Source organism: Haloarcula pellucida (assembly GCF_014647235.1).
GTDB classification, from domain to species: domain Archaea; phylum Halobacteriota; class Halobacteria; order Halobacteriales; family Haloarculaceae; genus Haloarcula; species Haloarcula pellucida.
The window spans coordinates 577,481-603,190 of the sequence record NZ_BMOU01000001.1; the positions used below are offsets into that span (position 1 = coordinate 577,481).

General features: G+C 64.7%; 25 protein-coding genes, 1 tRNA gene and 1 pseudogene. 13 read left to right on the forward strand and 14 right to left on the reverse strand.

What is annotated here, in order from left to right:
• Positions 1 to 24 precede the first annotated feature (24 nt).
• The gene (locus IEY28_RS03130) at positions 25 to 249 is read left to right on the forward strand and encodes a DUF7385 family protein (protein WP_188994441.1); all 225 of its coding nucleotides are present in this window, start codon (positions 25 to 27) and stop codon (positions 247 to 249) included.
• A gap of 80 nt (positions 250 to 329) precedes the next feature.
• Positions 330 to 758 carry a DUF7539 family protein gene (locus IEY28_RS03135; RefSeq protein WP_188994443.1) on the forward strand — a complete coding sequence of 143 codons (429 nt, stop codon included), beginning with the start codon at positions 330 to 332 and terminating at the stop codon, positions 756 to 758.
• Positions 759 to 824: 66 nt separating this feature from the next.
• Here IEY28_RS03135 and IEY28_RS03140 read toward each other — a convergent pair whose 3' ends face one another.
• Positions 825 to 1,424, reverse strand: a complete 600-nt coding sequence (locus IEY28_RS03140; RefSeq protein ID WP_188994445.1) for a DUF5789 family protein — start codon at positions 1,422 to 1,424, stop codon at positions 825 to 827.
• A gap of 630 nt (positions 1,425 to 2,054) precedes the next feature.
• A tRNA-Leu gene (locus tag IEY28_RS03145) sits at positions 2,055 to 2,138 on the reverse strand.
• A gap of 386 nt (positions 2,139 to 2,524) precedes the next feature.
• Between IEY28_RS03145 and IEY28_RS03150 the strand changes: the two genes are divergently transcribed.
• Together IEY28_RS03150 and IEY28_RS03155 are read left to right on the forward strand one after the other, a co-directional pair.
• Positions 2,525 to 3,244 carry a hypothetical protein gene (locus IEY28_RS03150; protein ID WP_188994447.1) on the forward strand — a complete coding sequence of 240 codons (720 nt, stop codon included), beginning with the start codon at positions 2,525 to 2,527 and terminating at the stop codon, positions 3,242 to 3,244.
• Positions 3,245 to 3,308: 64 nt separating this feature from the next.
• Positions 3,309 to 3,617, forward strand: a complete 309-nt coding sequence (locus tag IEY28_RS03155; protein ID WP_188994449.1) for a cyclin family protein — start codon at positions 3,309 to 3,311, stop codon at positions 3,615 to 3,617.
• Here IEY28_RS03155 and IEY28_RS03160 read toward each other — a convergent pair whose 3' ends face one another.
• The 5 genes from IEY28_RS03160 to IEY28_RS03180 form a co-directional block, all read right to left on the reverse strand.
• Positions 3,618 to 4,106, reverse strand: coding sequence for a phosphopantetheine adenylyltransferase (locus IEY28_RS03160; protein ID WP_188995680.1), 489 nt, complete (start codon positions 4,104 to 4,106; stop codon positions 3,618 to 3,620).
• 94 nt (positions 4,107 to 4,200) lie between these two features.
• On the reverse strand, positions 4,201 to 4,698 hold the full coding sequence (locus tag IEY28_RS03165) for a helix-turn-helix domain-containing protein (protein WP_188994451.1): 498 nt from the start codon (positions 4,696 to 4,698) through the stop codon (positions 4,201 to 4,203).
• A gap of 473 nt (positions 4,699 to 5,171) precedes the next feature.
• The gene (locus IEY28_RS03170; protein ID WP_188994453.1) at positions 5,172 to 6,254 is read right to left on the reverse strand and encodes a glutamate--cysteine ligase; all 1,083 of its coding nucleotides are present in this window, start codon (positions 6,252 to 6,254) and stop codon (positions 5,172 to 5,174) included.
• 59 nt (positions 6,255 to 6,313) lie between these two features.
• Entirely contained in the window at positions 6,314 to 6,943 is a 630-nt protein-coding gene (locus IEY28_RS03175) for a fibrillarin-like rRNA/tRNA 2'-O-methyltransferase (RefSeq protein ID WP_166969531.1), read from the reverse strand.
• Positions 6,940 to 7,776, reverse strand: coding sequence for an NOP5/NOP56 family protein (locus IEY28_RS03180; protein ID WP_188994455.1), 837 nt, complete (start codon positions 7,774 to 7,776; stop codon positions 6,940 to 6,942). The genes IEY28_RS03175 and IEY28_RS03180 overlap by 4 nt, the downstream gene beginning before the upstream one ends.
• Before the next feature lie 165 nt (positions 7,777 to 7,941).
• On the opposite strand from IEY28_RS03180, the gene IEY28_RS03185 reads away from it, so the two are divergent.
• The 6 genes from IEY28_RS03185 to IEY28_RS03210 all read left to right on the forward strand — a co-directional run bounded on the left by IEY28_RS03185 (position 7,942) and on the right by IEY28_RS03210 (position 15,713).
• On the forward strand, positions 7,942 to 8,370 hold the full coding sequence (locus IEY28_RS03185; protein ID WP_188994457.1) for an Hsp20/alpha crystallin family protein: 429 nt from the start codon (positions 7,942 to 7,944) through the stop codon (positions 8,368 to 8,370).
• A 105-nt stretch (positions 8,371 to 8,475) separates the two neighbouring features.
• Complete coding sequence (locus IEY28_RS03190; RefSeq protein ID WP_188994459.1) at positions 8,476 to 10,452, forward strand: AMP-dependent synthetase/ligase; 1,977 nt, start codon at positions 8,476 to 8,478, stop codon at positions 10,450 to 10,452.
• A gap of 100 nt (positions 10,453 to 10,552) precedes the next feature.
• Entirely contained in the window at positions 10,553 to 13,249 is a 2,697-nt protein-coding gene (locus tag IEY28_RS03195; protein WP_188994461.1) for a PAS domain S-box protein, read from the forward strand.
• Between the two features lie 108 nt (positions 13,250 to 13,357).
• On the forward strand, positions 13,358 to 13,897 hold the full coding sequence (locus tag IEY28_RS03200; protein WP_188994463.1) for a DUF1684 domain-containing protein: 540 nt from the start codon (positions 13,358 to 13,360) through the stop codon (positions 13,895 to 13,897).
• 52 nt (positions 13,898 to 13,949) lie between these two features.
• Positions 13,950 to 14,792, forward strand: coding sequence for a CPBP family intramembrane glutamic endopeptidase (locus tag IEY28_RS03205; RefSeq protein ID WP_188994465.1), 843 nt, complete (start codon positions 13,950 to 13,952; stop codon positions 14,790 to 14,792).
• 6 nt (positions 14,793 to 14,798) lie between these two features.
• Entirely contained in the window at positions 14,799 to 15,713 is a 915-nt protein-coding gene (locus IEY28_RS03210) for an LLM class oxidoreductase (protein WP_188994467.1), read from the forward strand.
• 13 nt (positions 15,714 to 15,726) lie between these two features.
• Here IEY28_RS03210 and IEY28_RS03215 read toward each other — a convergent pair whose 3' ends face one another.
• A complete protein-coding gene (locus IEY28_RS03215; protein WP_188994469.1) occupies positions 15,727 to 16,035 on the reverse strand; it encodes a hypothetical protein in 309 nt (102 codons plus the stop codon).
• 109 nt (positions 16,036 to 16,144) lie between these two features.
• A complete protein-coding gene (locus IEY28_RS03220; protein ID WP_188994471.1) occupies positions 16,145 to 17,698 on the reverse strand; it encodes an alkaline phosphatase in 1,554 nt (517 codons plus the stop codon).
• 71 nt (positions 17,699 to 17,769) lie between these two features.
• On the opposite strand from IEY28_RS03220, the pseudogene IEY28_RS03225 reads away from it, so the two are divergent.
• Positions 17,770 to 17,999: pseudogene (locus IEY28_RS03225) on the forward strand (IS5/IS1182 family transposase); the annotation flags it as partial.
• 500 nt (positions 18,000 to 18,499) lie between these two features.
• On the opposite strand, the gene IEY28_RS03230 reads toward IEY28_RS03225, so the two are convergent.
• From IEY28_RS03230 to IEY28_RS03240, 3 genes are all read right to left on the reverse strand, one after another.
• Positions 18,500 to 19,732: a Fic family protein gene (locus IEY28_RS03230; RefSeq protein ID WP_188994473.1), complete on the reverse strand. Its 1,233-nt coding sequence runs from the start codon at positions 19,730 to 19,732 to the stop codon at positions 18,500 to 18,502.
• A gap of 521 nt (positions 19,733 to 20,253) precedes the next feature.
• On the reverse strand, positions 20,254 to 21,612 hold the full coding sequence (locus tag IEY28_RS03235; RefSeq protein WP_188994475.1) for an NAD(P)/FAD-dependent oxidoreductase: 1,359 nt from the start codon (positions 21,610 to 21,612) through the stop codon (positions 20,254 to 20,256).
• Between the two features lie 48 nt (positions 21,613 to 21,660).
• On the reverse strand, positions 21,661 to 22,257 hold the full coding sequence (locus IEY28_RS03240) for a response regulator (RefSeq protein ID WP_188994477.1): 597 nt from the start codon (positions 22,255 to 22,257) through the stop codon (positions 21,661 to 21,663).
• 156 nt (positions 22,258 to 22,413) lie between these two features.
• Here IEY28_RS03240 and IEY28_RS03245 point away from each other — a divergent pair, with 156 nt between their 5' ends.
• Positions 22,414 to 23,367, forward strand: coding sequence for a D-2-hydroxyacid dehydrogenase (locus IEY28_RS03245; protein ID WP_188994479.1), 954 nt, complete (start codon positions 22,414 to 22,416; stop codon positions 23,365 to 23,367).
• On the opposite strand, the gene asd is transcribed toward IEY28_RS03245, so the two are convergent.
• Complete coding sequence (gene asd / locus IEY28_RS03250; protein ID WP_188994481.1) at positions 23,364 to 24,401, reverse strand: aspartate-semialdehyde dehydrogenase; 1,038 nt, start codon at positions 24,399 to 24,401, stop codon at positions 23,364 to 23,366. The two genes, IEY28_RS03245 and asd, sit on opposite strands and share 4 nt — an antisense overlap.
• 59 nt (positions 24,402 to 24,460) lie before the next feature.
• A complete protein-coding gene (locus IEY28_RS03255; protein WP_188994482.1) occupies positions 24,461 to 24,898 on the reverse strand; it encodes a DUF7960 family protein in 438 nt (145 codons plus the stop codon).
• A gap of 98 nt (positions 24,899 to 24,996) precedes the next feature.
• Here IEY28_RS03255 and IEY28_RS03260 point away from each other — a divergent pair, with 98 nt between their 5' ends.
• Positions 24,997 to 25,650, forward strand: a complete 654-nt coding sequence (locus IEY28_RS03260; RefSeq protein ID WP_188994483.1) for a DUF4013 domain-containing protein — start codon at positions 24,997 to 24,999, stop codon at positions 25,648 to 25,650.
• The last annotated feature ends 60 nt before the right edge of the window (positions 25,651 to 25,710 follow it).

A 25,710-nucleotide genomic window follows, 5' to 3' on the forward strand; every position in this document is an offset into this window, starting at 1 on the left:
GCGACGGGGGCCGTGACTCCCGGTATGGAGGACTTCGAAGAACTCGTGTCGTCGCTGACGCCGCGCGAGGACAACGAGGCCATCAAGTCGTACCAGAACACCACCGCCGTCGCCTGCCCGGCCTGCGAAAAACCGTTCGACGACATGGTCGTCTGCAAGCAGGAGTTCACGTCCCTCAACCTCGACTTCGAGATGGACCTCTGTACGGCCATTCACGACGACAACGTCGTGCTGTTCACGCACAAGTAGCCCGCCGAGGGACGGCGACTGCGGGCGTCTCGTCGAGAACTTGTACCAACGTTGATTTGTCTGCGGCGCCCCGTAGATGTATGGACGAACTTCCGGACGAGAGACAGACCGTCCTCAGAGCGCGCTCCCACCTCGAAGAGTGGACCGCCAGTGCCAGGGCACAGGCATACGCGGAACTGTTCGAGGGAGCGGACCCGCTGCTCACCGCTGACGAACGCCAACTCCTCGACGCGCTCGACTCGGCACTGGAGAGACAAGGTGGCGACGGCGTCTGGGGGACCGACCAGTACGGTATCTACACGGGCGGGCCCACGAGTTCGGACGCCGCACTCGGCGTCGTCTGCGTGTATCACCCTCAGATTACCGCGGACTCGGTCCTCAGCGGCACCGACGAGCTAGACGACGAGACCGAAGAACGGCTCAACGCGGCCCTCTGGCGGTACAGCGAGCGCGTCGCCACACTCGTCGAGGACGAACTCGACGAGTTTCTCCGCCGAACGCAGAGCTGACTCCGGCCGACGCTCGCCGGGTGGCCCACGCTGTCGACTGCGTCCCGTCTGCCGGCCGTCGGCGGTTTATATCCCGAGCCACTCGTCGTTCCGGACCTGATACCCGTTGGCACGACAGAACTCCGCGGCCTGTCGGCGGACCGCCCGGGACCCCGGGAGCGTCCCGTCGTCCCGTATCTGTTCGAGAACCCAGTCCCTGATGGCCTCTACCCCCTCGTCCTCGTCGTCGGCGTCGATTCCCTTGAGCGCCCGGAACGTCTTCTCGTAGGCCTCCCGCTGTGAGCCATCGAGGTCGACGCCTTGCAGCGAGTCGGTCGCTTCTACGATGCGTTTTATCGCCGTGGCGACTGTCGGGCGCTGGACCAGCACGCGGACGGCAGCGGGCGAGTCGAACACCTCCGTCTCCGTGTCCGCGACCAGTTCCTCGACGGTGTAGGTGCCGTCGTCTGCCTCGACGTCCCGGTCACCGATCGCTGTGACGACGTCGGACCCCGTCGCCGGGAACGACAGCGCGTCGAGTTCCGTCTCTATCTCGTCGAGTTCTGGGTCCTCGATCGGTGGCTCCGTCTCGTCCGCGCGCTCCAGTGCCACGCCCATAGCCCGCTCGCGCTGGCGTTTCTCGACGTCCCGTGCTTGCTTGTCTCGACCGCGCTTATCGTCAGCCATCCGCAATGTTAGTCGCCCGACAAGCATAACCCTGTGGTTGGGTCCGCGAGTGACCGCTCGCTTACCCGTCGTCGACACCACGGATACGCCGCTCGTTCCGGCGAAAACACCACGACACGGACCCGGGCCGAACGTCGCCGTCCGGCGAGACGCTGACGCCGGGCGTCGGAGTTCGCAGTCGGTCGAACGTGGGGACCGGAGTTACACTCGACGGCGACACCCACTCCGGTCGTCTCGCGTCGTTCGACACCGCTCGTCACGAGTGTTGCTCACGGTCTCGTTCGCTACAAAATGTGCGGGACCGGATTTGAACCGGAGGAAGACTCGCGTCGCTCGTCTTCCAGGGTTCAGAATCCGCTCGTCACGATTCATAGACCGCTCACGTCCGTTCGCGGTCAGTCGGAATGCGCGGGACCGGATTTGAACCGGAGCAAGAAATGCTCGCTCACAGCCGTTCGCTGCGCGTTCCTTGCAGGGTGCAAATCGGTCCTGCTCTTCGCTCACGTTCGTTCGCTCATGCGCGGGACCGGATTTGAACCGGAGGAAGACTCGCGTCGCTCGTCTTCCAGGGTTCAGAATCCGCTCGTCACGATTCACAGACCGCTCACGTCCGTTCGCGGTCAGTCGGAATGCGCGGGACCGGATTTGAACCGGCGGACCCCTACGGGATAGCGTCCTAAGCGCTACGCCTTTTCCTGGCTCGGCAACCCGCGCGCAGTCACCCGTTCCGGCGAGGTCATCAAGAACCCTTCGTTTGCGGGCCGGGACGTGACCGTCGGGAACGCTCGCGAGGCCACCCCGACGTCGCGTCCCAACAGCGACGGGTCAACTCCGATAGCGATGTCCGATCTCTCTCGCTGCCGGGTCCAGGTAGCGATGACCGGGACGACGCCCGTGTTGCTCCCGTCAGCCGACGGCTGGTGGCGCACCGAATTCGATTATTGAATATAATGTATATTGAGTAACATTTATGTCCCGACAGGAGAGTGTATGCCGTATCGAGAGCGAAGAGGATGTCTCACCCGACTCGCCACCGCACGACGCCGTCCGAACCAAACGGTCAGCCGTCACTGCACCCGATTATCGACGCTCCGTCGGTCGTGGTATTCGACGAGTCCACCCGCCGGGAGCTTTACGAAAAGTGGCTCGCGGATACGATATCCGTCCATACCCCTACGTCGTGTGCCGAGGCGAAAGAAGCCATCAGCGAGACGACGACCGTCGCTATCGTCCGGCACGAACTCTCCACGGAGTTGCGTGAGCGGCTAGCGACGCTGTTGTGGCGGCTGGCGCCACAGAGTCGTGTGGTGTTTGCCACGTCCAGCCACCTCCCCGTGTATAATACGACGCCGACGGCACAGGTCCATCTCTCAGAGCCCATCGACAGAGAGCAGCTACGCGATGCCGTCCTCGGACAGGCACGGATCGCTGTTTACTCGGTGGCGCTGTCCGAATACTATCGACGGACGACACAGCTCGCCGGGATGCGGCTCGATTCCACGGTCAGTGACGATGTCCGCGACGAGATCGAAGCGACTGCCGAGGCGTTATCGTCCGTCGTCGACGGTCTGGGGGCCAAACTGACGGCCGACGAGCGTCGTGAGGTGTTGGATTTGCTCGTCGACGAGGCTGCTGGAGAACCGGTCGAATCCGCTGTCACGGGGTCGAAGTACCGCCCCGAAGCATGCACCGAGTGCGACGATTCTCGGACTGGACAGGACGCGTTCAGAGACCTCGGCGCGTACGTCTGGGAGTGTAAATCGTGCGGGACAGTCTACGAGCGCTCGGCGGCAGCCAATCGCCGAGTCGCAAAACGGTAGCCCCGACCGGAGACGTGACCGATGGCGACGAAGATTTAGGTAGGCTCAGCGAGAACCCCACGCCATGTATCGCGCCAGCGACCGAGTCGAACAGGACGCGTGGCTGTCCGAGATCGAGACGGCCGCAGAGACGCTAGACCTCGGGACGCAGGCGCGGTCACACGCCGTCGACCTGTTTCTCTCGACGCTTCCGGACGACGACCGCTCGAAGCGAGCGACGATGGCAGCCAGCGTCTACGTCGGCGCACTCGTCGCCGGCGAGGAACGGTCCCAGTCGGCCGTCGCCGACGCGACCGACGTCTCCCGGTTGACGATACAACAGCGCTGGAAGGACTTGCTAGAGTATGCTGGGCTGGAAGCGCCCGACTGGTAACTACGAGGGTTGCCCGCGGCCTTCGCGCTCGGGCGTCAGGTTCCCGTGTTCGTCGATTTCGCCGTTGACGATGCGAGTAGAGGAGATGATGTCGCCGTCGTCGGCGTGGACGTGCGGGACGACCTCGATTTCGAGCGGGTCGTAGCCGCGTTCGCGTCGAATCTCGTTGATACGCTTGCCGCCGGTCTCCGTCTCCGGCGAGACGACGAGGACGTCGAACTGGGGTTCGGTCGCGATACCGGTCGGCTCGGAGAGTTCGCGAATCTCCCAGTCCTGTCCCATCTCCTCGGCGAGCGTCGACAGTTCCGCGGCGAGGTCGGCACGTCGGTCGGCGAACGAGCGGACGTGACGCTCGTCGTGGCGGGTCTTCGGCGCGAGGTCGTCACTGGTGAGCCCGACTGTCACGTCACCGAGTTCGAACGCACGCTCGAACAGCGCGCGGTGTCCATCGTGAATGGGATCGAACGTCCCACCCAGTGCGACCATCATATCCCCGGCAACGGCGTCGTCCGATTTAGTGGTGTCGTCTTCCCCAACCATCGAGAAACCGTCACACGGGGCCAGACAGCGACCCAGTCTCCGATTACGCTTCGTCGTCGTCTTCGTCGTCGGCGTCTTCGACGGAGATGGTGACCGGTTCGTCGCCGGAGAGCGGTTCGTCGTCGCCCCCGAGGTGGTCGTCTAAGTTGAACACGGTGTTCAGTTCCGACTGGATGTCCCCGACGACGGTGTTGACGAGTTCGCTCGGCGAAATCGCGCTGTACTCGTAGGGGTTGTTGCCAGCGCCGTCGCTCTCGCGTTTCTGGCGGGTGACCGTCCCCTCCTCGTGCAGCGCCGCGAGCGCCTCCCGAACGGTACTCGGATAGAGGCCGGTCGCCTCGGATATCTCGTCGCTCGTACTCTCGGGGTTCTGACGCAGACTGACGTAAATCCGCGCGCGGGTCTCGGTGTCCAGTAGCCAGGCGAGCAAGTCGACGATGCCCTCGTCGAACTGCTCGACTGCGCGGTCGGCTTCCTGCTCGATTCGCTCGCGCACGTCTCCGGTCTCCTCGGTTTCTTCGTGTGGGTCGTCTGCAGACATGCGTTGTCTCTGTGAGGACGAAAGCGACTTTCGGATAAAAACCTTGCCTCGGGGTAGTGAGCGGCGACTGCACTGCAGCGACGACCGGGCGAGTCGTCGATCGACGCGAGTCTGCACCAACCGGAACCATTCGTCTCAAACGTGCAGGAACGATGTGCGTTTCTACAGATCGACGAAGAGCGCACTTAAACAACGCCGGATACACGGTCTGACTATCGCCGGTGAGAGTGACCCACTACTATTTTAGTACAGTACTCAATAGAATACATCGTCGCACAGCACGACCGAGTAACCGTTATCGTCGGCGACCGGCGAACGATATCTGCGTGTACAACGGGACGTCGGGCTGTGGGACGAGGCCACGGTCGAGGATGCCACTCCTGATGGGTGTGGGGGCACCTGGAGTAGTGGTGGCAGCCAAAACCCTTCGTCACGGTGCCGGTGGCGTACCGGTACAGCGACCGGATACGGCGTCAATAGTCGAGCAGCAGCGACTCACAGAGGGCGGCGACACCCTCCTCGCGACGGATTCGCCGCTGCCGGGTCGCCCCGCTCTCTCCGTCGAGGAGTTCCCACAGGCCATCGACGTCGAGTCTATCGCATTCGCGTGCGACGATGTCCTCTAGCGGGAGCGTTTCGCCGGGGTTTCGCATGAGGAGAGAGGCGGACTGTCCGTGTCGAATGGCGCGCCACTTGTTCTCGTCTAAGAGCTCTCGACGGAGTCTCGTCCCGGATTCGCCGTCCTCGTAGCGAGCGGCGAGGTCCTCGACGAGGGCGTGGACGTACTCGACGAACGCGAGGACGGTATCAGGGTCGGCCTGTCCGTCGGGTGCGCGGACCTCGACGGTGCCGTGGCCAGAGTGGGGTCGCACGTCGAACCAGAGTTCGCCCCGGTCGTCGATGCTGTCGCTGTCGAGCATCCACCGCTCGTAGCGTTCGAACGCCTCGTAGTCCTCGAAGGCAGTCGGCATCCCGGTGTTGGGAAGTGCTTCGAATATCTTCGCTCTGGCGGACTGCAAACCCGTATCGAACCCGTTCCAGTACGGTGAGTTCGCGGACAGCGCGAGCATGACGGGCACGTACCACCGGAGTTCGTTCGCGACCCAGACCGCCTTGTCCGGGTCGTCGACGCCGACGTGGACGTGCAGGCCCGCCGTCGTGTTCCGGTGTTGCGGGTACTGGATGCGGTCCAGTTGGGCCCGATAGCGGGGCTTCGCTGCGTGTTCGAGTTCCCGCCACTTCGCGAGCGGGTGGAGGCCGGCGGCGGCGATGCCGAACCCGTTCCGGTCGGCGTGGTCAACCAGTGCCTCCCGTACTGCGAGTACCTGCTCGCGGGCGTCGCTCGGGTCCTCGATGAGCGGCGTCTGCGTCTCGATGACGCACTTGAATAGCTCGTGGTCTAAGCGACCCTCCAGTAGCTCCGGCGGCGCTGCCTCGTAGACGAGTTCGTCCGTCCCGGACGTCGGCCGACCGTAGTCGTCGACGACGTAGAACTCCTCTTCGATGCCCAACGTACTCATCCGGGTGAAGTTCTCGGGAGACCCCGTCTCATCCATCGACTGGTGCATGGCAACCGACGCGCTAAAGCCTTCCGTCCGGGCCCGACGACCGCTCACTACCGCTCCGGTCGAGCGACGACGCCGAGGTGGTCGTCGTGGTACGGCGTGAGTCGTTCGGTCGCCACGACGTCGTAGGCCGCGTCGATGTCCGCCAGTACCTCGTCGAACACGTCCTCGGGGTCGGCGGTCACGTCCTCGCTCCGGGCCTTGATAGCGGCCAGTAGATAGCCGTCGTCGGCGAGGAACTGCCGGTTCAGCGTCGCGACGCGCCCCTGTCCCCGGGTGGCGACGTCCTGTACGAGTACGTCGACCGGTTCGACCACGTGTGCGTACGTCTCGGGCTTTCTGGCGTCCTTCAGGAGGGGAAAGAGGTTGGAGCGGCGCTCGGCTACGTCGAGGAGGTCACGCGTCGGTCGGGGCGCGAACTCGACGGCGTAGGTGGGGCCGCCGAAGTCGGCGACGTGGCTGACCGTCGTGCCGGCGGCGGCGCCCAGATACAGCGTGGTCTGGTCGGCGGTCAGCCCCGTCTCCATCCCGAGTTCCAGCATCGCGCCGAGTTTCGAGCGGTGTGGGTCCCAGCGGCGCCACTCGCCGTCGGTTCGCTCGCCGTATTCGGGGTGGCCACGCGTGGCGATGCTGGTCGTCCCGTCGAAGTCGTGTCGAGAGACGCCGTCGGGGAGGCTCATTCGCCGTCACCTCCGCGCGTGCGGATGCGCTCGATGCGCTCGTCGAGTTCCGCTTCGAGGTCTGGCCGCAGGTCGCCGCTGTAGTGGTCGACGCGCGCAGCGATGCTCAACTTCCCGGCCAGCGCTCGCGCGGCCGACCCCCGCTCCTCGGGGCGGGTTCCGCTGACGTACTCGTGTGTGAAGATGATGCCGTGCTTCGGCGACGGCGCGCCGCCCCGGAGGTGGGCAAACAGGGCGTCCTCCGCCCCGAGCACCTGTACGGTGCCGCTGGGCTGTTTGGCGAGCGATTCGAGGCCGCCCGCCAGCGAGACGAGGCGGGCCGCAAGCACTGGCCCGGCCAACGCCGAGAGGTTCGGCGCGACGGCCGGTGCCGTCTGTTCGATGTACGTCCGCAGGTCGTCGGCCTCGTCGGCGACGGCGACGGTCCGTTCGGCGAGCGACTGGAGGGCGACGTCACCTTCGTCTACGGGTTCGCGCTCGACGACGTCCCGTGCGAAGTCGACGCCGCTGCCGCTCTCGCCGTACCGACTGCCCGCCCACTCCGCGACGCGTTCGGCGAGTTCGTTGGCCGTCCGCTCGCAGTCGGCCATCGCCCGAATCGCGTGGACGAGTTGCTTGTCGTCGGCGGTCTCACGTTCCGCGACGGCGGCCCGCGTCGCCGTCATCGTCGCCGCGTGCAACTGATCGTAGTAGTCGTCCTCGTCGCTCGCGAACCCGGCGTCGACGGCCTGCTGGGGCCACGCCTCGGGCCCGTCGGCCCGGCCTGTTCTGATACGCTCGGCCGCGGCCGCCTCGTCACCGGACTCTACGCCGGCGAACCACCCGTCTGTCATACTCTCCGGTGTGTACCCGACGCGAAAAAGCCCCGCGGTTGGGCGGGCAGGACTCGGAAACGGACGGCAAAATATCGATATAGTGCGTATCAAGTCCTCTATCGGGCGTTTGCTATCACGTGTCCATACTCCTTTATCATCTCGTCCGGCGTATTAGGATGTGTTATGAGAGGACGACGATACCCCTTCGACAACGTGGACCGACTGTTCGACCAGATGCGAAGCGACATGTTCGGTTCGTGGAACACACCCGCCTTCGGAAACGAAACCGGCTTCGAAGACGAGGGCGGGTGGGACGCCGGCGTCTCCATCGAGGAGACCGACGACGGCTTCGTGGTGCTCGCGGACCTCCCGGGGTTCGAACGCGACGAACTCTCCCTGCGCCTCCACGACGACGAACTCCACCTGAGCGGCGAACACGAGGTGGGAGACGGGATGGGCTACCGCAGCAGAACGGTCACGGAGTCCATCACGCTCCCGGCCCACGTCGACCCCGAAGACGCCAGCGCGACCTACCGCAACGGCGTCCTCGAAGTTCGATTCACCGTCGACGAGGACGAGGCGATATCGGGCTCGAACATCGACATCGAGTGATTCCGTTACGTCCCCCGTCGGTTGCTCTCGGTTCGGAAACTTTTGCAAACGTGTTCCCTGTGAACATCCCTGACATATTTGGCAACTGGTGGTGAACGCAGTCCCATGGCAGGGACTCCGGGTTGGCGTGCGGCAGAGGCGTCGTACACGGACGAGGTGATCGGCGACGACACACTGGGAGAACTGTTCGCCGCGAGCGCCGAACGCAACGCCGACAGCGAGGCACAGTTGTACAAAGGCGGGGCGTACGACCGCTCGCTCACCGGTGATGCGATTCCCGCGGCGCCGCCGGGCGAGTACGCCAGTCTCACCTACCGGGAGATGCACGACCTCGTCAAGTACCTCGCGGCGGGGTTCCGTGCTCTCGGCGTCGAGGCCGATACACGCGTCGGCCTGTTTTCCAGTACCCGGATGGAGTGGGCGCTTTCGGACTTCGCGTTGCTCTCGGCGGGCGCCGTCGTGACCACGGTGTACACGGAGTCGTCGCCGAAGCAAGTTCGGTATCTGCTGGACGACCCGGACGCCGAGGCCGTCGTCGTCGAGAACGAGGAACTGCTCCAGCGAGTCCTCGACGTCGAAGACGACCTCTCGCTCTCGTTCATCGTCGTGATGGACGAGTACGACGCCGACCGCGAGGACGTCTACTCGCTCAACGACGTGTACCGGCGGGGCCGAGAGACGTTCGACGAGGAGCGGTATCGGTCGTGGCTGGCCCACCGGGACCCGAACGACCTCGCCAGCCTCATCTACACGTCCGGGACGACTGGACAACCGAAGGGCGTCAGACTCACGCACGAGAACTTCCGGTCGAACGTCAACCAGACGCGGAAACGACTCGCTCCAAGACCCGACAAACACCCCGACCTCCCTGCCATCACGTCCGATACGACGTCCATATCCTTCCTCCCGCTGGCGCACGTCTTCGAGCGGTTGTCCGGGCACTTCTTCATGTTCGGCTCCGGTGCGACCGTCGGCTACGTCGAGCACCCGGACACGCTTGCAGACGACATCCAGAAGATTCAACCCAACACCGGGGCCAGCGTCCCGCGAGTGTACGAACGCATCTTCGCCAACATGCGCGAACAGGCCAGCGACTCGGCGGCGAAAAAGCGCATCTTCGAGTGGGCGATGGACGTCGCCCGCGACTACGCCAGCGCCGAGAACCCGGGACCGCTCCTCGAACTCAAACACGGACTCGCCGACCGACTCGTCTACAGCACCGTCGCGGAGAGACTGGGCGGGGAGATAGAGTTCATGGTCAGCGGCGGCGGGAGCCTCTCGAAACGGCTCTGTGAGACGTTCCTCGGGATGGGGCTGACCATCGTCGAGGGGTACGGACTCACCGAGACGGCCCCGGTCATCTCTGTCAATCCACCGGAGGACGTCAGACCGGGGACGCTCGGGGTGCCGGTCGACGAGATGAACGTCCGCCTCGATACCCACGTGGTCGACGACTCGGAGTTCGAGGACGTGAGCGGCACTCTCGGCGAACTCCTCGTCGACGGCCCGAACGTCACGGACGGCTACTGGGACGAACCGGGGGCCACGGAGCGGGCGTTCACCGAAATCGACGGCACGGAGTGGTTCCGGACCGGAGATATCGTCGAGCGGCGAGCCGACGACTTCCTCGTCTATCACGACCGACTGAAGGAGTTGCTCGTCCTCTCGACGGGGAAAAACGTCGCACCACAGCCGATAGAGGACCGCTTCTCGACGAACGATAGGGTCGAACAGATAATGGTGGTCGGCGACGACCAGAAGTTCGTGGCCGCGCTCATCGTCCCCAACTTCGAGGAACTAGAGCGGTGGGCCGACGCCGAGGGCATCGACTTGCCGGCGGACGACGACGCCCGCTGTCAGGACGACAGGGTCCGCGCGTGGATGCAAGACGCCGTCGACGAGACCAACGCCGAACTGGAGCAACTAGAGCGAATCAAGCGGTTCGAACTCGTACCGAGTGACTGGACCGCCGAGAACGACCTCTTGACACCGTCGATGAAGAAGAAACGCCGGAACATCCGTGAGGCGTTCGAGCAGAAACTCGGTGAGATATACGGCGACGACTACGACGGCGGGAACTGACCACCCCGTCGCGTGGGTGGAGACGCGTTCGCCAGTCATCGGTTTTTGAATTGATAACGGACCCGTCGCGTTGAAGTGGTTGGTCCGCGAATACATCCCAATGGCTGCCGGTGATATCCACGTTCTCCACGTCGACGACGACCCTTCCATCACCGATCTCGCGGCGACGATGCTCGAACGGGACTCGGACATCCGCGTCTCGACGGTCAACGACCCGGAGGCGGTACTCGACCGGTTCGATGCTGGCGAGTTCGACTGCGTCGTCAGCGACTACGAGATGCCGCGACTGGACGGGTTGGAACTGTACGAACGGCTCTCCCAGCAGTTCGACCACGCGGACTTCCCCTTTATTCTCTTTACCGGTCGGGGGAGCGAGACCGTCGCCGCGGACGCACTGAACGCCGGCGTCACCGGCTACCTCCAGAAGGGCGGCCCCGAACAGTACGACCTGCTCGCGAACCGCGTCCACAACGCCACCGATCAGTACCACGCGCAGGTGAAAGCCGACCGCTACGAGACGGTCATCGACGCGCTCGCCTACCCGGTGTACGTCGTCGACGAGACGGGGACGTTCAAGTTCGTCAACGAACCGTTCGCGGCGATGACGGGGTACGACCGGACGGAGATACTCGGTCGACCCACGTCGTTTGTCAAGCCCGACCAGACCGTCCAGCGCGCCGAAACCGAACTCGGTCGGTTGCTGTCGAGTTCCGGGCCGGAGACGACCCGGTTCCGTGCCACCATCGAGACGGCGGACGGGGACACGGTCGAGTGCCGCGACCACATGGGCGTCCTGCCGTACGAGGGCGAGTCGTTCCGCGGGTCGGTCGGCATCCTCCGAGTGCTCGACGACGAGTCGCTGCCGGCGACCGACGGCGGCCGAGTCAGCGAACCGGGCCACAGCGGCGACCACGTCCCCGCGGACCGACTCCTCGAGGCGCTCTCTGTCCCCGTGTTCGCGCTCGACGGCGACGGCGAGTTCGTCTTCGCCAACGAGCGACTGGGCGAACTGGTCGGGCGGGACCCGACCGACATCCTCGGGGCACACTTCTCGGAGTTGACACCCCCGGCCGATACCGTCGGCAACTGCGACCCGTTCGTGCGCCTCGCGGAGAGCGAGGACGTCGACCAGTTCGCCTACGAGACGGCGGCGCTCGTCGACGGCGAGACGATTCCGGTCGAGGGGCGACTGGAGACGCTCCCCGGCCCCGAACAGGTGTTCGCCGGTACCGTCCGGGACGTCAGTGACCGTCAGCGTGCCAGAGACCGATACCGGGCGCTGTTCGACAACCTCCCCGACCCGACGGTGGTCACCGACTTCGAGGACGGCGAACCGCGGATTCGACGGGCCAACGGCGCCTTCGAGGCGGTGTTCGGGTACGATGCCGAGGCCGTGGTGGGCGAGTCGGTAAACGACCTCCTCGTGCCCGCTGACCGCACCGACGGGGCCGCCGAAATCGACCGCGCCGTCCTGAACGGCGCGTGCGTCTCCCGGGAGGTGCGCCGAGAGACGGCCGACGGCGAACAACGGGACTTCCTGTTCAGGAACGTCCCCATCGAACACGAAGACGGCGAGGTACTCGCCTACGGCGTCTACACGGACATCACGGAACGGACGACCTACGAAGAACGGTTGGCGGCGCTCCACGAGACTGCACGCGACCTGATGACCGCCGAGTCGACCGACGAGGTACTGAACGTCGGACTAGCTGCGGCCAAGGACATCCTCGGCCACGACATCAACGCTATCCACCTCTACGACGACGAGCGCGGCGGTCTGGTCCCCGCGGCGACGACGGAGTGTACGGACGAACTGTTCGGTGAACTGCCGACGTTCACCGAGGGCGACTCCATCGCGTGGCGAGCGTTCGAACGTGGCGAAGCGATCGTCAGACAGGACGTGTGCGAGGGCGCGGGCGTGCTGGGCCCCGAGACCCCGATCCGATCGGAGATGGTGGTGCCGCTCGGCGACCGCGGCGTCCTGTTGCCGGCCTCGACTGACCCGGGGGCCTTCGACGATACGGACCGCTCGCTCGGGAGCGTCCTCGCGGCGAACATCCAGTCTGCGCTCCAGCAGGTGGCGCGAGAACAGACCCTCCGGAACCGAGAACAGGCCCTGGCTCGACAGAACGAGCGGCTGGACGAGTTCGCCTCTATCGTCTCACACGACCTTCGGACGCCGCTCGACCTCGCGGCCGTCCACCTCGAACTGGCGACGGAGGGCGACGGCGAGGTCGACCGGGAGCATCTCGACCGCGTCGCAGCGGCCCACGACCGGATGTCGGACCTCGTCAGCGACGTCCTCGCGTGGGCCCGCGAGGGCGTGACCGTCGAGGAGACGGAACCGGTGTCGCTCCCGGACCTCGTCGCGGAGTGCTGGCTGGGTATACAGGCCGAGGACGCTGACCTCACCGTGACGACGGCCCAGGCGGTAGAGGCCGACCGTGACCGCCTCCGGCGTGTGTTCGAGAACCTCCTCGGCAACGCCGTAGAACACGGCGCCACGAGCAGTCAGACGCAGTCCGACGACGCCGCCTCACACGGTGGCGACGGCCCGACGATCCGCGTCGGCGACCTCGACGACGGGGCCGGCGTCTTCGTCGAGGACGACGGTCCGGGAATTCCCGAGGACGAACGCGAGGCGGTGTTCACCTCGGGGTACACTCACTCGGACGACGGCAACGGCTTCGGTCTCGCAATCGTCGACCAGATCGTCGAGGCCCACGGCTGGGAGATACGCGTCACCGAGAGCGAACTCGGCGGCGCGCGGTTCGAGATGACGGGCTTCGAGGGGTGATACCGTTGGCCGTAACTGTTTCTGGACGTCGGTCACTCCGGTGACGACGGTCGTGGCAGTCAGTCGGTGGACCGCCGGACTCAAACTGCTCGCCTCGCAACGTAGCCCATGAGCGACGCCTGGGACGACCGTCTCCGACAGAACCGCGCCGAGAAAGACGAGTTCTTCGCGGAACACCCGCAGTCACCCATCCCGCCGGACGAACGCGACGACTTCGACGGTCTGGCCTACTTCGATCCGGACCCCGACTACCGCGTCGAAGCGACGGTGACGCGACACGACGAACCTGCGCCCGTCGAGATGGACACGACCGACGGCCGGACCGTCCGGTATCTCCACGTCGTCACCTTCGCCTTCGAACTGGACGGCGAGTCCTACGACCTCGCGGGCTACCGACAGGCCGGCGACGACCCCGCGACGTTTTTCGTCCCCTTCAGAGACAAGACCAGCGGCCAGCAGACCTACCACCGCGGCCGCTACATGGAACTGGAGGCCGACGAGGAACTGACCGACGGCGACGCCGTCACGCTGGACTTCAATCTCGCGTACGCCCCGTTTTGCGCGTACAGCGACACCTTCTCCTGCCCGCTCCCGCCCGAGACGAACTGGCTGGAGACGACCGTCGAGGCCGGCGAGCGAACCCGCTGACGAACTGGCCGCGGAGCGAACTGTTTTCAGGCTGTCGCCGCTACCAGCCGGTATGTCTCACGTGACGCGCGAGCGACCGTTCCTCCAGTCGGTCGTGGCGTTGGTCGCCGCACTCGTCCTCGGTGCCGGCGGCCTGCTCCTCGGCTTCGCCCTGACGTTCCTGGTGGCGGGACTCCTCATCGTCGGTATCGGTCTCGAACTCTCGCCGGCCCTGAGTATCGTCCTCAGCCTCGTCTTCGTGCAAGGAATCGGGTGTGCCGGTGTCGCCCTGAGCTACCTCAAGGTCAGACCGCATCTCGCGGGACCGATTCGTGACCTGTTGCAACTGTCCGAGACGGTTCCGAGGTTCGACATCTCCGCCGCCGTCCCGAGCATGAGAGACGCGGCCACAATCGTCGCGGGCTACCTCGTCGCCATCGGCGGCGCGCTGCTGGGGTCGGCCGCGATTACGGTCGTCCAGCGAGTCACTGGCACGGAGTTAGAGACCGGGACGAATCAGGCTGCCCAGATAGGGATGGAAAACCCCGAAGTCCTGCTCCTGTTGATACCGGCGTCGATTCTGGTCATCGGCCCCGGTGAGGAGATGCTGTTCCGCGGCGTCGTTCAGGGCCGTATCCGTGAGGTGTTCAGTCCCGTTCCGGGCGTCCTCATCCCGAGCGTCATCTTCGCCGGCCTCCACTGGTTCGCGCTCAGCGGCGGGTCGCCACAGGGGAACCTCGTGACACTCGGTGTGCTGGTCGTCCCCGCACTCGTCTTCGGGGTGGCCTACGAGTACACTGACAACATCGTCGTGCCGGCATTGATTCACGGTCTGTACAACGCGACGCTGTTTACGATGCTGTTCGTCGTCGTCAAGTACGGCGACCAGTTACCCCAGCAAGCGCTCCTCGCCTGAGCCACGATGGCGCAGTTCAACGCCGGGTACGACCGCCTGTTCGGAGGCGACGGCCTCACCGTGGGCGTCGGCTTTCCCTTGACCGACGCCAGCGAGTCGCGCCCGGACGTCGACAGGGAGATGACCCTCGCGTCCCACGCCGAGTCGCTCGGGTTCGACGCCCTCTGGGCGCGAGACGTCCCGTTGTACTGGCCCCGGTTCGGCGACGCCGGCCAGACGTTCGATACGTGGTCGTGGCTCAGTTACGCGGCCGCCCACACCGACGACGTGGCGCTGGGGACGGCGAGCGTCGTCTTGCCGCTCAGACACCCGTTGCACGTCGCAAAGAGCGCCGCCTCCGTCGACCGCCTCGCCGACGGACGACTCGTGCTGGGCGTCGCCACCGGGGACCGGGACCCGGAGTACCCGGCGTTCGGCGTGGATCCGGACGAGCGCGGCGTACTGTTCCGTGAGTCGGTCGACCTTCTCAGGACCGCCTGGCGCGACGAGTTTCCGACGGCAGAGGGTCGCTGGGGCTCCTTAGACGGTGACCTCGACGTAGTCCCGAAACCGGCGGGCGGGACGATCCCACTCTTGCCGACGGGCAACGCCCGTCAGTCCGTCGAGTGGATAGCCGACCACGGCGACGGCTGGTTGTTCTATCACCTCCCGACAGACACGCTGGCGTCGTATCTCGACGACTGGCGCGCCGCCGCGGGCGAGAAACCATACGCGATGGTCGTTCGCACCCACCTCACAGACGACCCGACGGCCGACCCCGAACCGGTCCATCAGGGCTACCGGGCCGGCAGCGAGTGGTTCGTCGAGTACTTCCGTGACCTCGCGTCGGTCGGCGTCGATCACGTCGTCGTCTCGACGCCCGGCGAGGACCCGGACCGGGAACTCACGCGTCTCGCCGAGGACGTCCTCTCGCGGGTCTGAGACCGACTGTGGCTTACTCCGACGCCTGTTCGCGGGCCGCCCGCACGTGTTCGCGTGCTTCGTCGGGCGTCATCCCGCGGACACCACAATCACAGGAGAGCAGTTCCGGGTCGGCGAGGTCGTCGACCTGCTCTCGCTGGTCGCGTTCGAGCGTCTCGGTCTCCGGGTCGTACTCGAACGTGACGCGGTAACTAACCTGTGTCACGCCCTCGATGCGGTGATCCTCGCTCGGGTCGGGGTTGGCGATGGCGTCCTCGTGTTCGGCCTGCATCGCGTCTTTCCACTGTTCGAGGTTCGCCTCCGGGTCGCCGTCGTCGGTCATACCACGGACGTGGCGACAGACGGGCAAAAAGGTGGGTCAGTCGCCTCGACGACACGGTGTTCTGGACGGTTCCGTGCCGTCCGGTCGACCGCGTCCGGCGGCGTTTGCGTTACTTCTTGGCCGTCACCGGTTTGGGAACCTCGCCGTCGAGGATGGCGACGACGTCGCGGTAGTCGACGACGCCGTTGTCGTCGACGTCGAGCGCCTCGGTCACGTCGTCAGCGACGGGGCCGACGTACTGGAGCGCCATGTAGGCGTCGCGGGTGCCGCGGGGACCCTTCTTGGCGACGGTCCGTTCCCAGTTTTCACATTCCGTCTCGGAGACCTCGTCGAGCCGTCCGAACAGCAGTAGGGCGGTGAGCGTCGCCGAGAGGTCGACGTGGTGGACCCAGCCGTCGTACGGATCGACGTTCGGCCCGGCGGCCATGACGGGCTGGGCCGGTCCGGTGTGAGCGTTCGAGGCCCACGCGACGCCGAGGTGGTCGGAGATGACCGCCCCGAGTTCGTTCAAGAGGCCGTAGGGATTGTCCGAATTGATCCCGTCTTCGATCTGCTCGACGTCCTCGTCAGTGAGGTCGACGTCGACGTGGCCTTCGACCGCCTCGCGCACGTCCGCGCCGTCCTCGATCGCGGCGGCGATCGCCCCGTTGCTCGCCTCGGCGTTCGCGATCGCGTCGGTCTCGATCGGCGACCCGTAGCCGTCGCCGGTCGCCATCCCGCCGGTCTCGTGGTCGGAGGTGACGACCACGAGCGTGTCGTCGCGGTCCTCGACGTAGTCGAGCGCCCAGTTCACGACCTCGTCGAACTCCTTCGTCTCGGCGACAGTCGTTTGCGTGTCGTTGCCGTGTTCGGCGTGGTCGATGCGACCCCCCTCGACCATCAGGAAGAACCCGTCGTCGTCCTGTTCCAGGTGGTCTACTGCCGTTGCGGTCATCTCGGGCAGGGCCGGAATGGCGTCGTCGCGGTCGAGCGTGTAGGTGACGTGACTGTCGTCGAACAGGCCAAGGAGCTTCTCGCTGCTCGCGGATCCGAGGTCCCCCGCGTCCGTGAGGAGTTCGTAACCCTCGTTTTCGGCACGACCGAGCGTTTCCTCGTCGAACTCGTGGCGACCGCCGCCGAACAGGACGTCGACGCCGCTGTCGACGAGTTGCGCCGCGATCGCCGCTTCCTGACCACGGTCGTAGATGTGCGAGGCGTACGCCGCGGGCGTCGCGTGCGTGATTCTGGTCGTCGACACCAGCCCGGTCGCCTTCCCAAGCCATTGGGCGACTTCGAGCTGGGTCGCCAGCGGCGTAACGTCGTCCTCGTCGCCGTCGCCGTAGACGGAGACTTGACGGTTGTACGCTTTCAGCCCGGTTGCGAGCGCCGTCCCTGCTGCCGCCGAATCCGTCACCTCGCCGCTCCGTGAATTCGTCCGAGTGTAGCCGACTCCGGTCATCGACTGCATCGCGAGGTCGTCGTGGACCACCGACGTTACCTCGATCGGGTCAAAGCCCATGCCGTCGCCGATCAGCACGATGACGTTCTCGATCCCTCCGTCGACGTTCGGGTTACGTCCGTTCCTCTTCGATTCTCCCTTGCCGTTCGCCTGTGCACTCGCAGCACCAGTCGCGCCGAGCAATCCCGTTGCGCCGAGTGCCGTGATGAATTGTCGTCGTTGCATGCCGTATTCGTCGGCACATTATTCAGCGACAAAATAATATATAATTTTTATATATTGGGAGCAATAAACGTAAGCGGATACATGTACGACACCGGCCGGCACCAGCGGAGTATGGTGAACACGTTCAGCTGAAGCTATCGACAGTAGACGAGACGTATACCTGCCGTACAGGCGTTGAACGTACCGACGACGCGTCCATGCACGAGCGCAGGTGTTTCTCGCGCTGTGTCTCCGTCTCGTGGTTGCAATCACCAGCTATGAGCGTGGAGACGTTTCCGGAAGTACTGTGATCTCGGTGTGAGAATACTTCTATGACACCCTCATGGTAGCTATCGGCCAACCAGCGACGGTTGGTCGTGCAAGATACGCGCTGTATATTCAGCACGGGCATCCGAACCTAACAGGCATATGCGCACTCCCGTCGGACATCATCCCCGGTTTGTCATCACTGACTGTTTCCCCCGAAGATACGGCTGGAAAGGTGCTCACTGTTGATAACCTGTCTCGACAATAGGCCGCAACCAAAGCTACGCATATTATTTGCAATGCATTCGATAGTATACCAAAATGTACGCCCGGAACACTACCGGCCGAGTTTCTACTAGTAGGCTCGACGGAAGTGAAACACGAGACAGCAGCGTATGGCAAACCGATGGGCGTGAGAACGCTACTCGTTTCTTAGGGCGTCTACATCTCTCAGTGTTCATCCCGATCAGCTCTGGCGACCCGCAACACGAGTCTGACAGACTCGGTTATTAGGTAGATCTGCCTACTGAGTAACGATGTGCGAACTTCGATGCCCTATTGAGTGACTTCCTCGAACCGATTCTCTTCTTCCTCTATTACTGCCTCCGGCGAGGGGATCTCATCTGCGTCTTTATTCAATGCGTCTAGGACATCGTCTGCTTGGAATTCTCGGTACCGTTCTTTCTGAGTCCGTTCCCGAAGAACCCCGTCATCCTCTAGTATGGATACCGCCTGATTCGCCGCCGGATACGACATATCGATCATCTCCGAAGCACGATTAACTGTGAATACAGGCTCGGTGAAGACCTCTTCAAGGAGACCCCTGACAGACGGGCGAGCGTCGGCATACTTCTCCTGATACTGCTTGTGGAGGTGAAGCAGAAGTTTCGCCCGGCTGAACGCCTCGTTTGCCTGCTCTTTAATCCCCGTGAGGAAGAACAGTAGCCATTCGTTCCACTCCCCTTCTTCACTAACCGCCAGAAGCCGATTCGTATATTCGTCCCGATTCCGTCGAATATAGGAACTGAGATAGAACAGCGGATGGAGCAAGATATCCGACGCCATCAGCAACAGCACGATAAGCAGACGACCGACGCGGCCGTTCCCGTCGACGAACGGATGGATCGTTTCGATCTGATAATGCAGAATCCCGATATCGATCAGGTCGGGATATGCTCCCTCGGACTGCATATATTCCTCAACGTTCTCCATTCTCGACGCCGCGATTTCGGCTTTTGGCGGAGCGAAACGGACTCGTGTTCCGATACCGGTCGATTCATCAATCCACGCGTAGCTTGGTCGGAACTCTCCCGGGAGCGGATCTTCTTCGTCGGTCCGTCCCTTCTCCATCAGTTCTCTGTGCAAGTCTTTCAACAGCTCGTTCGAAAGGTTCTCTCGGGATCGTCCTGTTTCCGACAGCTGTTTCGCCGCCTCGCTCAGAGTAGATGCATAATTCCGCGCCTCGCGGACGTCCTTCGAATCCGATCCCTCCTTGTACATATCTGAAACCGTGACACGGGTTCCCTCAACCTGTGAAGACTGTTCGGCCTCCTTGTACACGAAAAGGCCGAAGACAGTTTCGGGGTTCTCAATCTCGCTCCAGAATCCATCAAGCCGACCGAGTGAGTGCATCGCACGGCCATAAGCCTGAATTACATCGTCCGATAGCTCAATATCCGGCGGCAGTTCGTTCGGCTTGTAAAACTTGGAGAACGGAACGCTGGAGCTCGAATCGACCGGCCGGTATACTCCTGGAGCAGGCGTATCCACGAGGTACCCATCTTTCATTAGCTATCTCTCCTCTCGTCCTAAGTAAAAGGTTATGGCAAATAGTTTCCCTAGCTGTTCTAGATCGTGCCTGGGTAAATTGTCTATGGGAGTCGTTTTTCTAGACCGTCCAAATCACACCCGAGTAAACTTTTCCTGCCGAGCGTTTTCTAAACGCTCTATACGATATCTGAGTAAACGGTTCCCCGAAGCAATTTACTCGGGATACTATCTGTCCTCGAAATGTACGCCCGGAACACTAACGACCGGCGTCATCCTGGGCGGCGCGCCAGGTCAGCCGGCAAACCCTCGTGCCGGGCGGGCGACAGAACTGTCGCCTGGTGCCGAAACGGCGTTGACCGGTTCGGCGGGCGGGATACGACCGCGAGTCGGGCGGGGTGCGTTCGCCAAACGGGCGGCGTCAGCCGCCGGTATGTACCGTGCCCGGGTTCTCCGGTTCGTCATCGTCCCGGTGACGGGCCTCGGCCGGGGATTAAAGGCACGCAGTCGATCTAGGAGACACCCGTACCTAAGGGTGGCGTTCAGAGTGCGTACTCGTCTTCGCGCAACTGGACGTACTTCCCGTTGCGGTAGCCGAACTTCCCCCACTTGTACTTGGCGACGAGTTCGATGCCGTGGAGGCCGCCCTTGAGAGCGGCGTCTGCCTTGATGCCGCGAGCGTCCATCAGGTCTCCCGCTGTGGTGAACGCACGGTCCCAGTCGCGTGGCCGCCAGTCGCGAACCATGTCCGCGAACGTGGCGTTCCGCAGGACTTCGTCGCCGATGGCGGCGTGCCACTCGTCGTTGTAGCGTTCGAGGCCGCCCTCGGCGGCGAGTCGACCGGCTATCTTCCCGGTTCGGACCGCGACGTGGTCGCCGCCCTCGTGGAACGCCGATGTAGCGCCCATCGCGCCGCCGGTGACGGCGATGCCGGCGCGGGCGGGCGACTCGATGGGGCGGGTCGAGGAGATGGGATAGGTCTCTGTGCCCTTCGACTTCCCGCGGTCTTCGACCAGCGGGAAGTCCGCGACGTCGTACTCGGGGAACTGCCGTTCGAGCAGTCGCCGGACGTACTCGTTGCCCCGGGGGATGCCCTCGTCGTCGTCGCGCAGGAGGTCCCACTCGCGCGTGTCGTAGTCGTCGATGTCCAGTCCGATGGGCATCGTCAGGCCGATGCGGGCCACTGGCTCGTCGTTCGGGAAGATCCACGGGTACGCCGTGTGACCCGGCATGATGCCCCACCAGAACTCGATGAAGTCCGGGTCGAACAGTTCCTCGGGCATCCGGCGGTGTTCCTGATAGGCGATGTGGTTGACCGTGTTGGAGGGCATGATCTCGCTCATCGTCCGACCCTCGGGGAGGAACTGGTCTAGGGCCCCGCCCGTGACGGTTCGCTGGGGGCCGTCGGCCAGCACGAGGTGGTCCGTCTCGATGTCCTCGCCGTTGGCGAGGTGGACCGTGTGGCGCGGACTCGACGCGAGGTCCGTCTCGACGCCGGTGACGCTGACGCCGACGCGATAGTCGGCACCGGCGTCGGTCGCTCGCTGGCGAAGCCAATCGTCGAACTTCGCGCGGTGCATCGTAAAGCCGAATCCGTCGTAACTCGCGTCGATACCGGTCTCGGTCAGCGCCAGTTCGGAGTCGGGGCCGTAGAACTTCGCCCCGTCGAGTTCGCTGAGCACGACGTCCTCGGGGAACTCCTCGAACGGGATGTCCATGATGTCGAGCCAGTAGTCGAGCAGACCGGCAGCGTCCGTCGAATCCGGTCCCGGGCCGTCGCGGTCGGCCCGGGGAACCCCCTTCTCTAAGACGACGGCATCCGCACCTCGGGCGGCGGCGGCCTCGGCGGCGGACGACCCGGCCGGGCCACCCCCGACGATCGCCACGTCTACGTATTCCATACGCGCTACCGTGCCACCCCGACGGCTAAAACCTATTGTCTCGTCGCGCTACGGCGACTCCGTGGCCCACGATAGGCCCGGCAGCGTCGACGCGTCCGGGTTGTCGGTGTCCGGCGTGCTGACCGCCGCGTCGAGCGCTTCCTCGACGGCCGCTCGTTCGCGTTCGAGTCGGCGGACGACACACCGGTACGCGTCGCTCTCGCTCAGTTCGGCCGGGTGGACGTGGGTTTCGAGACACTCCTTTCGTGAGGCGAGCGCCAGAAACTGCTGGAGACGTGCCTGACACGTCGAAAGTGTCGCGGCGCGTTCGGCGACTGCGAGGACGGACTCCCGCTGTACCGGCTTCGTCAGGTAGTCGTCGACGGGGATGTCGAGCAGGTCGACCCCCGGTTCGACGCCGCTTATCATCACCACGAACGGGTCGTTGTCGCCGGCGTCGATAGCCGCTGCGACCGCCTCGCCGTCCTTTCGGGGCATCTCCCTGTCGAGAACCACCAAGTCGACGTCGTCGTCCATCTGTTCGAGGGCCGCGGTACCGTCCGCAGCCGTCCGTATCTCGTAGTCCGCCTCCAACCAGGCAGTATAGAGTGCCCGACAGCCGGCGTCGTCGTCGGCGAGCAACACTGTCTCGGGCGTCTCCGACATGCTATCCGAAGCAACTACCACTCGTGATATATATCTCGCCCACCGTTTCGACCGTTCAAGACCGTTCAAACCGCATATCAGCCGCGATAATCAGTCCCGGCAGCGAAACTCGGTGGCTGCCGTGCCGTTTTTGATACGCGGTGTCACAGTGTCCGTATGGCAGACATCGTCGTCCGCCGAGACAACATCCACGGCATGGCCGTCGACCGATACGCGACGGCACTGCGCGACCGACTTCCAAACCACGACGTCGAGGTGGCACGCACGCCGGCCGCCGAACGTGACCTCGTCGCCGACGCGACGGTGCTCACCGGCAGTTCCGTCTCCGAGGACCTGCTCGACGCGGCGGACTCGCTCCGCCTGTTTGCGAGTACCTACGCCGGCTACGACCACCTCCCGCTCGACGAACTGGCCGCACACGACGTGGCGCTGACGACGGCCTCCGGCGTCCACGCCCCTAACGTCGCCGAACACGTCGTCGGCGCGTGGCTCTCGTTCGCCCGCGGCTTTTTCACGGCGCGGCGACGACAGGCCGACCACGTCTGGCAGTCGTTCAAATCGAACGATTTCGCCGGCAGCCGCGTCTGCGTCCTCGGCATGGGGGCCATCGGCTCCGCCATCGTCGACAGACTCGACGGCTTCGACGTCGAGACGGTCGCCGTGCGCCACTCGCCCGAGAAAGACACCCCGACAGACGAGGTGTACGGCTACGACGACGTCCACGAGGCCGTCGAGGACGCTCGCTACGTGGCGCTCGCCTGCCCGCTGACAGCGGAGACGCGAGGGCTGGTCGACGACGACCTCCTGACGACGATGCACCCCGAGACGGTTCTCGTCAACGTCGCCCGCGGCCCGGTGGTCGACACCGACGCCCTCGTCGACGCCCTCCAGCGCAACCACGTCGGCGCGGCGGCACTGGACGTCACCGACCCGGAACCGCTCCCGAGCGACCATCGCCTGTGGGACTTCGAGAACGTGCTCGTCACGCCGCACAACGCCGGCCACACGCCGAGCTACTTCGACAGGCTCGCGGACATCGTCGCCGAGAACGTCCGCCGCGCCGAGGAGACCGGCGCGTGGGACGGGCTACAGAATCAGATTTCGCTTTAGATGTACCCGCGCTGGGCGAGCAGTTCGCCGTTCAGCACGCTCGCACCGGCCGCGCCGCGCATCGTGTTGTGTGCGAGGCAGTTGAACTGGACGCCGTCGGTGGTCTCGCGGAACCCGCCGACTGCGACGCCCATCCCGTCCTCGACGTTCCGGTCGAGTCGGGGCTGGGGCCGGTCCGGTTCCTCGAACACCGTGATGAGGCGTTCGGGCGAGGACGGGAGGTCGATTCCGGTGACCGACGCCATCGCGTCTTCGGCTTCCTCGACGGTGACGTCGTCGGCCGTGTCGGTCCAGACGTTCTCTAAGTGGCCGTCGAGCGTCGCGATGCGGTTACAGGAGGCGGCGACGTCCATGTCGTTGAGTTCGACTTCGGCGCCGTCGAAAGAGCCCAGCAGCTTCCGGGACTCGGTCTCCATCTTCTGCTCTTCGCCGCCGATGTGCGGGATGGCGTTGTCGATAATCTCCATCGAAGAGACGCCGGAGTAGCCCGCCCCGGAGACGGCCTGCAGCGTCGAGACGCGCACGTCGGTCAGGTCGAAGGCACGGTCGAGAGCGGCCAGCGGCGGGACCATCGTGATGGTCGAGCAGTTGGGGTTCTTCAGCAGTGCGCCGTCCCAGCCGCGTTCGTCTCGCTGGACCTCGATGAGGTCGACGTGGTCGGCGTTGACCTCCGGAATCGTCAGCGGGACGTCCTCGTCCATCCGCCCGTTCGAGGAGTTCGAGGAGACGACGTAGCCCGCCTCACAGAACTCGGGTTCGACCTCCGCGCCGATGCTAGAGGGCAGCGAGGAGAAGATGAGGTCGACGTCGTCCGGGACGGCGTCGGGCGTCGTCGCGCCGACGGTGATGTCGGCGACGTCGTCCGGGATGGGCGCCTCGACGCGCCACTTCGCGGCGTCGCGGTAGCTCTTTCCGGCGCTCGATTCGCTGGCTGTCAGTGCGGCGATCTCGAAGTCCGGGTGCGGGTCGAGTAACTGGATGAGTCGCTGTCCGACCGCGCCGGTTGCTCCGAGGACGCCTACGCGTACAGTCATCGGTTGACACAGGGCCGTGGGTGTTCAAAACAGTTTGGATACGCCCCGCTGTCCCCCGGTCAGGCTTCCGCTTCGGTGTCCTCGAACACCCACTGGACGACCCGCGCTTCGACCACGTCCCGCTCCTCGACGTAGGGGTCCTCGGGGTTTTCGAGTATCCCGTCGGCATCGGCCAGCATCTCGGCTTCGAGGTCGCTGTGGTCGGGTTCGTCCCGGACGTCGTTGAGCAGGGCCTCGAAATCCTCCCGCAGGTCGAACGATGCGCGAGCGGCGTTACAGCGCGACAGCGGACTCATCCCCGTCTCCAGTACGAGGTCACGCACCGTGTCCCAGTCGGCCGCACAGAAGTAGATGGACACCTCCCCGACGATGTCCCGCCACGCGATAGGTTCGGCGTGTTTCAGCAGGGGCACCGCCCGCGGCGGGAGATCCAACCGCGTCTTCGTGTCCGGGTTCCCGCACAGGCAACACGCCTTCTCCGTCTTCCCCGTGTACATACCCGACAGTTGGGCTCTACGGGCTTGTGTACTCGGGTCCCCCGCGGCCGTGGCCGCAGCGTGGGGGTATAAGTATCGGGGCCGGGCAGTACCCCGTAATGCTGCGCGACGCGCTGTTCTACCCTCAGCGGGGCCCGGGGTGGCTCTGGACCGTGATAACGGGGAGTCTGCTGACGCTCGTGGGCGCGGTGCTGTTCGTCCCGCTTATCCCCGTCCAGGGGTACCTCCTCCGCGTACTGCGGTCGACGGCCGACGGCCGGCCACACCCACCGAAGTTCGAAGACTGGGGCGACCTGTTCGTCGACGGCGCGCGAGTCATCGGCGTGCAGGTCGCCTACCTCCTCGTCCCGGTCCTCGTGACGCTGGGCGGCGTCCTCGCTCGGGTGTCGGGCGCGCCGTTGCTCGGGAGCGCCCTGTTGCTCTTCGCGTCGGTCGCCGGTCTCGCCTCGGCGTATCTCCTGCCGGGTGCGCTCACACGACTGGCGACGACAGACCGCCTCACGGCGGCGTTCGAGGTTCGAGTCATCGCGAGCGTGGCCCGCCGTCCAATCTACGTCGTCGCCGTCGTCGAGGCCTACGTCGCCCTGTTCGTCATCGCGGGGCTGGGCGGCGTCCTCGTCCTCATCCTCGTCGGCGCGGTGTTCGCCTTCTACGGGCAGGTCGTCGGCTACCACCTCTTTGCGCGGGGGTACGCCGGCGCGATCGGCGACGGGCAGGACCCGATGCACCGCCCGCAGACTGCCGCCGAGTAAGCACTCGACCGACGGGGCCACACAGGAACGTTTTACTCGCCGGAGCGGGGACCGGAGCGT

Excerpts from the sequence above, each read along its gene's own strand:
- IEY28_RS03170 (WP_188994453.1), bottom strand. The coding sequence starts at position 6,254 with ATGGATGAGACGGGGTCTCCCGAGAACTTCACCCGGATGAGTACGTTG.
- IEY28_RS03220 (WP_188994471.1), bottom strand. The coding sequence starts at position 17,698 with ATGCAACGACGACAATTCATCACGGCACTCGGCGCAACGGGATTGCTC.
- IEY28_RS03155 (WP_188994449.1), top strand. The coding sequence starts at position 3,309 with ATGTATCGCGCCAGCGACCGAGTCGAACAGGACGCGTGGCTGTCCGAG.
- asd (WP_188994481.1), bottom strand. The coding sequence starts at position 24,401 with ATGACTGTACGCGTAGGCGTCCTCGGAGCAACCGGCGCGGTCGGACAG.
- IEY28_RS03235 (WP_188994475.1), bottom strand. The coding sequence starts at position 21,612 with ATGGAATACGTAGACGTGGCGATCGTCGGGGGTGGCCCGGCCGGGTCG.
- IEY28_RS03135 (WP_188994443.1), top strand. The coding sequence starts at position 330 with ATGGACGAACTTCCGGACGAGAGACAGACCGTCCTCAGAGCGCGCTCC.
- IEY28_RS03180 (WP_188994455.1), bottom strand. The coding sequence starts at position 7,776 with ATGACAGACGGGTGGTTCGCCGGCGTAGAGTCCGGTGACGAGGCGGCC.
- IEY28_RS03230 (WP_188994473.1), bottom strand. The coding sequence starts at position 19,732 with ATGAAAGATGGGTACCTCGTGGATACGCCTGCTCCAGGAGTATACCGG.
- IEY28_RS03200 (WP_188994463.1), top strand. The coding sequence starts at position 13,358 with ATGAGCGACGCCTGGGACGACCGTCTCCGACAGAACCGCGCCGAGAAA.
- IEY28_RS03260 (WP_188994483.1), top strand. The coding sequence starts at position 24,997 with ATGCTGCGCGACGCGCTGTTCTACCCTCAGCGGGGCCCGGGGTGGCTC.
- IEY28_RS03185 (WP_188994457.1), top strand. The coding sequence starts at position 7,942 with ATGAGAGGACGACGATACCCCTTCGACAACGTGGACCGACTGTTCGAC.
- IEY28_RS03195 (WP_188994461.1), top strand. The coding sequence starts at position 10,553 with ATGGCTGCCGGTGATATCCACGTTCTCCACGTCGACGACGACCCTTCC.
- IEY28_RS03130 (WP_188994441.1), top strand. The coding sequence starts at position 25 with ATGGAGGACTTCGAAGAACTCGTGTCGTCGCTGACGCCGCGCGAGGAC.
- IEY28_RS03160 (WP_188995680.1), bottom strand. The coding sequence starts at position 4,106 with ATGATGGTCGCACTGGGTGGGACGTTCGATCCCATTCACGATGGACAC.
- IEY28_RS03165 (WP_188994451.1), bottom strand. The coding sequence starts at position 4,698 with ATGTCTGCAGACGACCCACACGAAGAAACCGAGGAGACCGGAGACGTG.
- IEY28_RS03215 (WP_188994469.1), bottom strand. The coding sequence starts at position 16,035 with ATGACCGACGACGGCGACCCGGAGGCGAACCTCGAACAGTGGAAAGAC.
- IEY28_RS03175 (WP_166969531.1), bottom strand. The coding sequence starts at position 6,943 with ATGAGCCTCCCCGACGGCGTCTCTCGACACGACTTCGACGGGACGACC.
- IEY28_RS03210 (WP_188994467.1), top strand. The coding sequence starts at position 14,799 with ATGGCGCAGTTCAACGCCGGGTACGACCGCCTGTTCGGAGGCGACGGC.
- IEY28_RS03205 (WP_188994465.1), top strand. The coding sequence starts at position 13,950 with ATGTCTCACGTGACGCGCGAGCGACCGTTCCTCCAGTCGGTCGTGGCG.
- IEY28_RS03190 (WP_188994459.1), top strand. The coding sequence starts at position 8,476 with ATGGCAGGGACTCCGGGTTGGCGTGCGGCAGAGGCGTCGTACACGGAC.
- IEY28_RS03140 (WP_188994445.1), bottom strand. The coding sequence starts at position 1,424 with ATGGCTGACGATAAGCGCGGTCGAGACAAGCAAGCACGGGACGTCGAG.
- IEY28_RS03255 (WP_188994482.1), bottom strand. The coding sequence starts at position 24,898 with ATGTACACGGGGAAGACGGAGAAGGCGTGTTGCCTGTGCGGGAACCCG.
- IEY28_RS03240 (WP_188994477.1), bottom strand. The coding sequence starts at position 22,257 with ATGTCGGAGACGCCCGAGACAGTGTTGCTCGCCGACGACGACGCCGGC.
- IEY28_RS03245 (WP_188994479.1), top strand. The coding sequence starts at position 22,414 with ATGGCAGACATCGTCGTCCGCCGAGACAACATCCACGGCATGGCCGTC.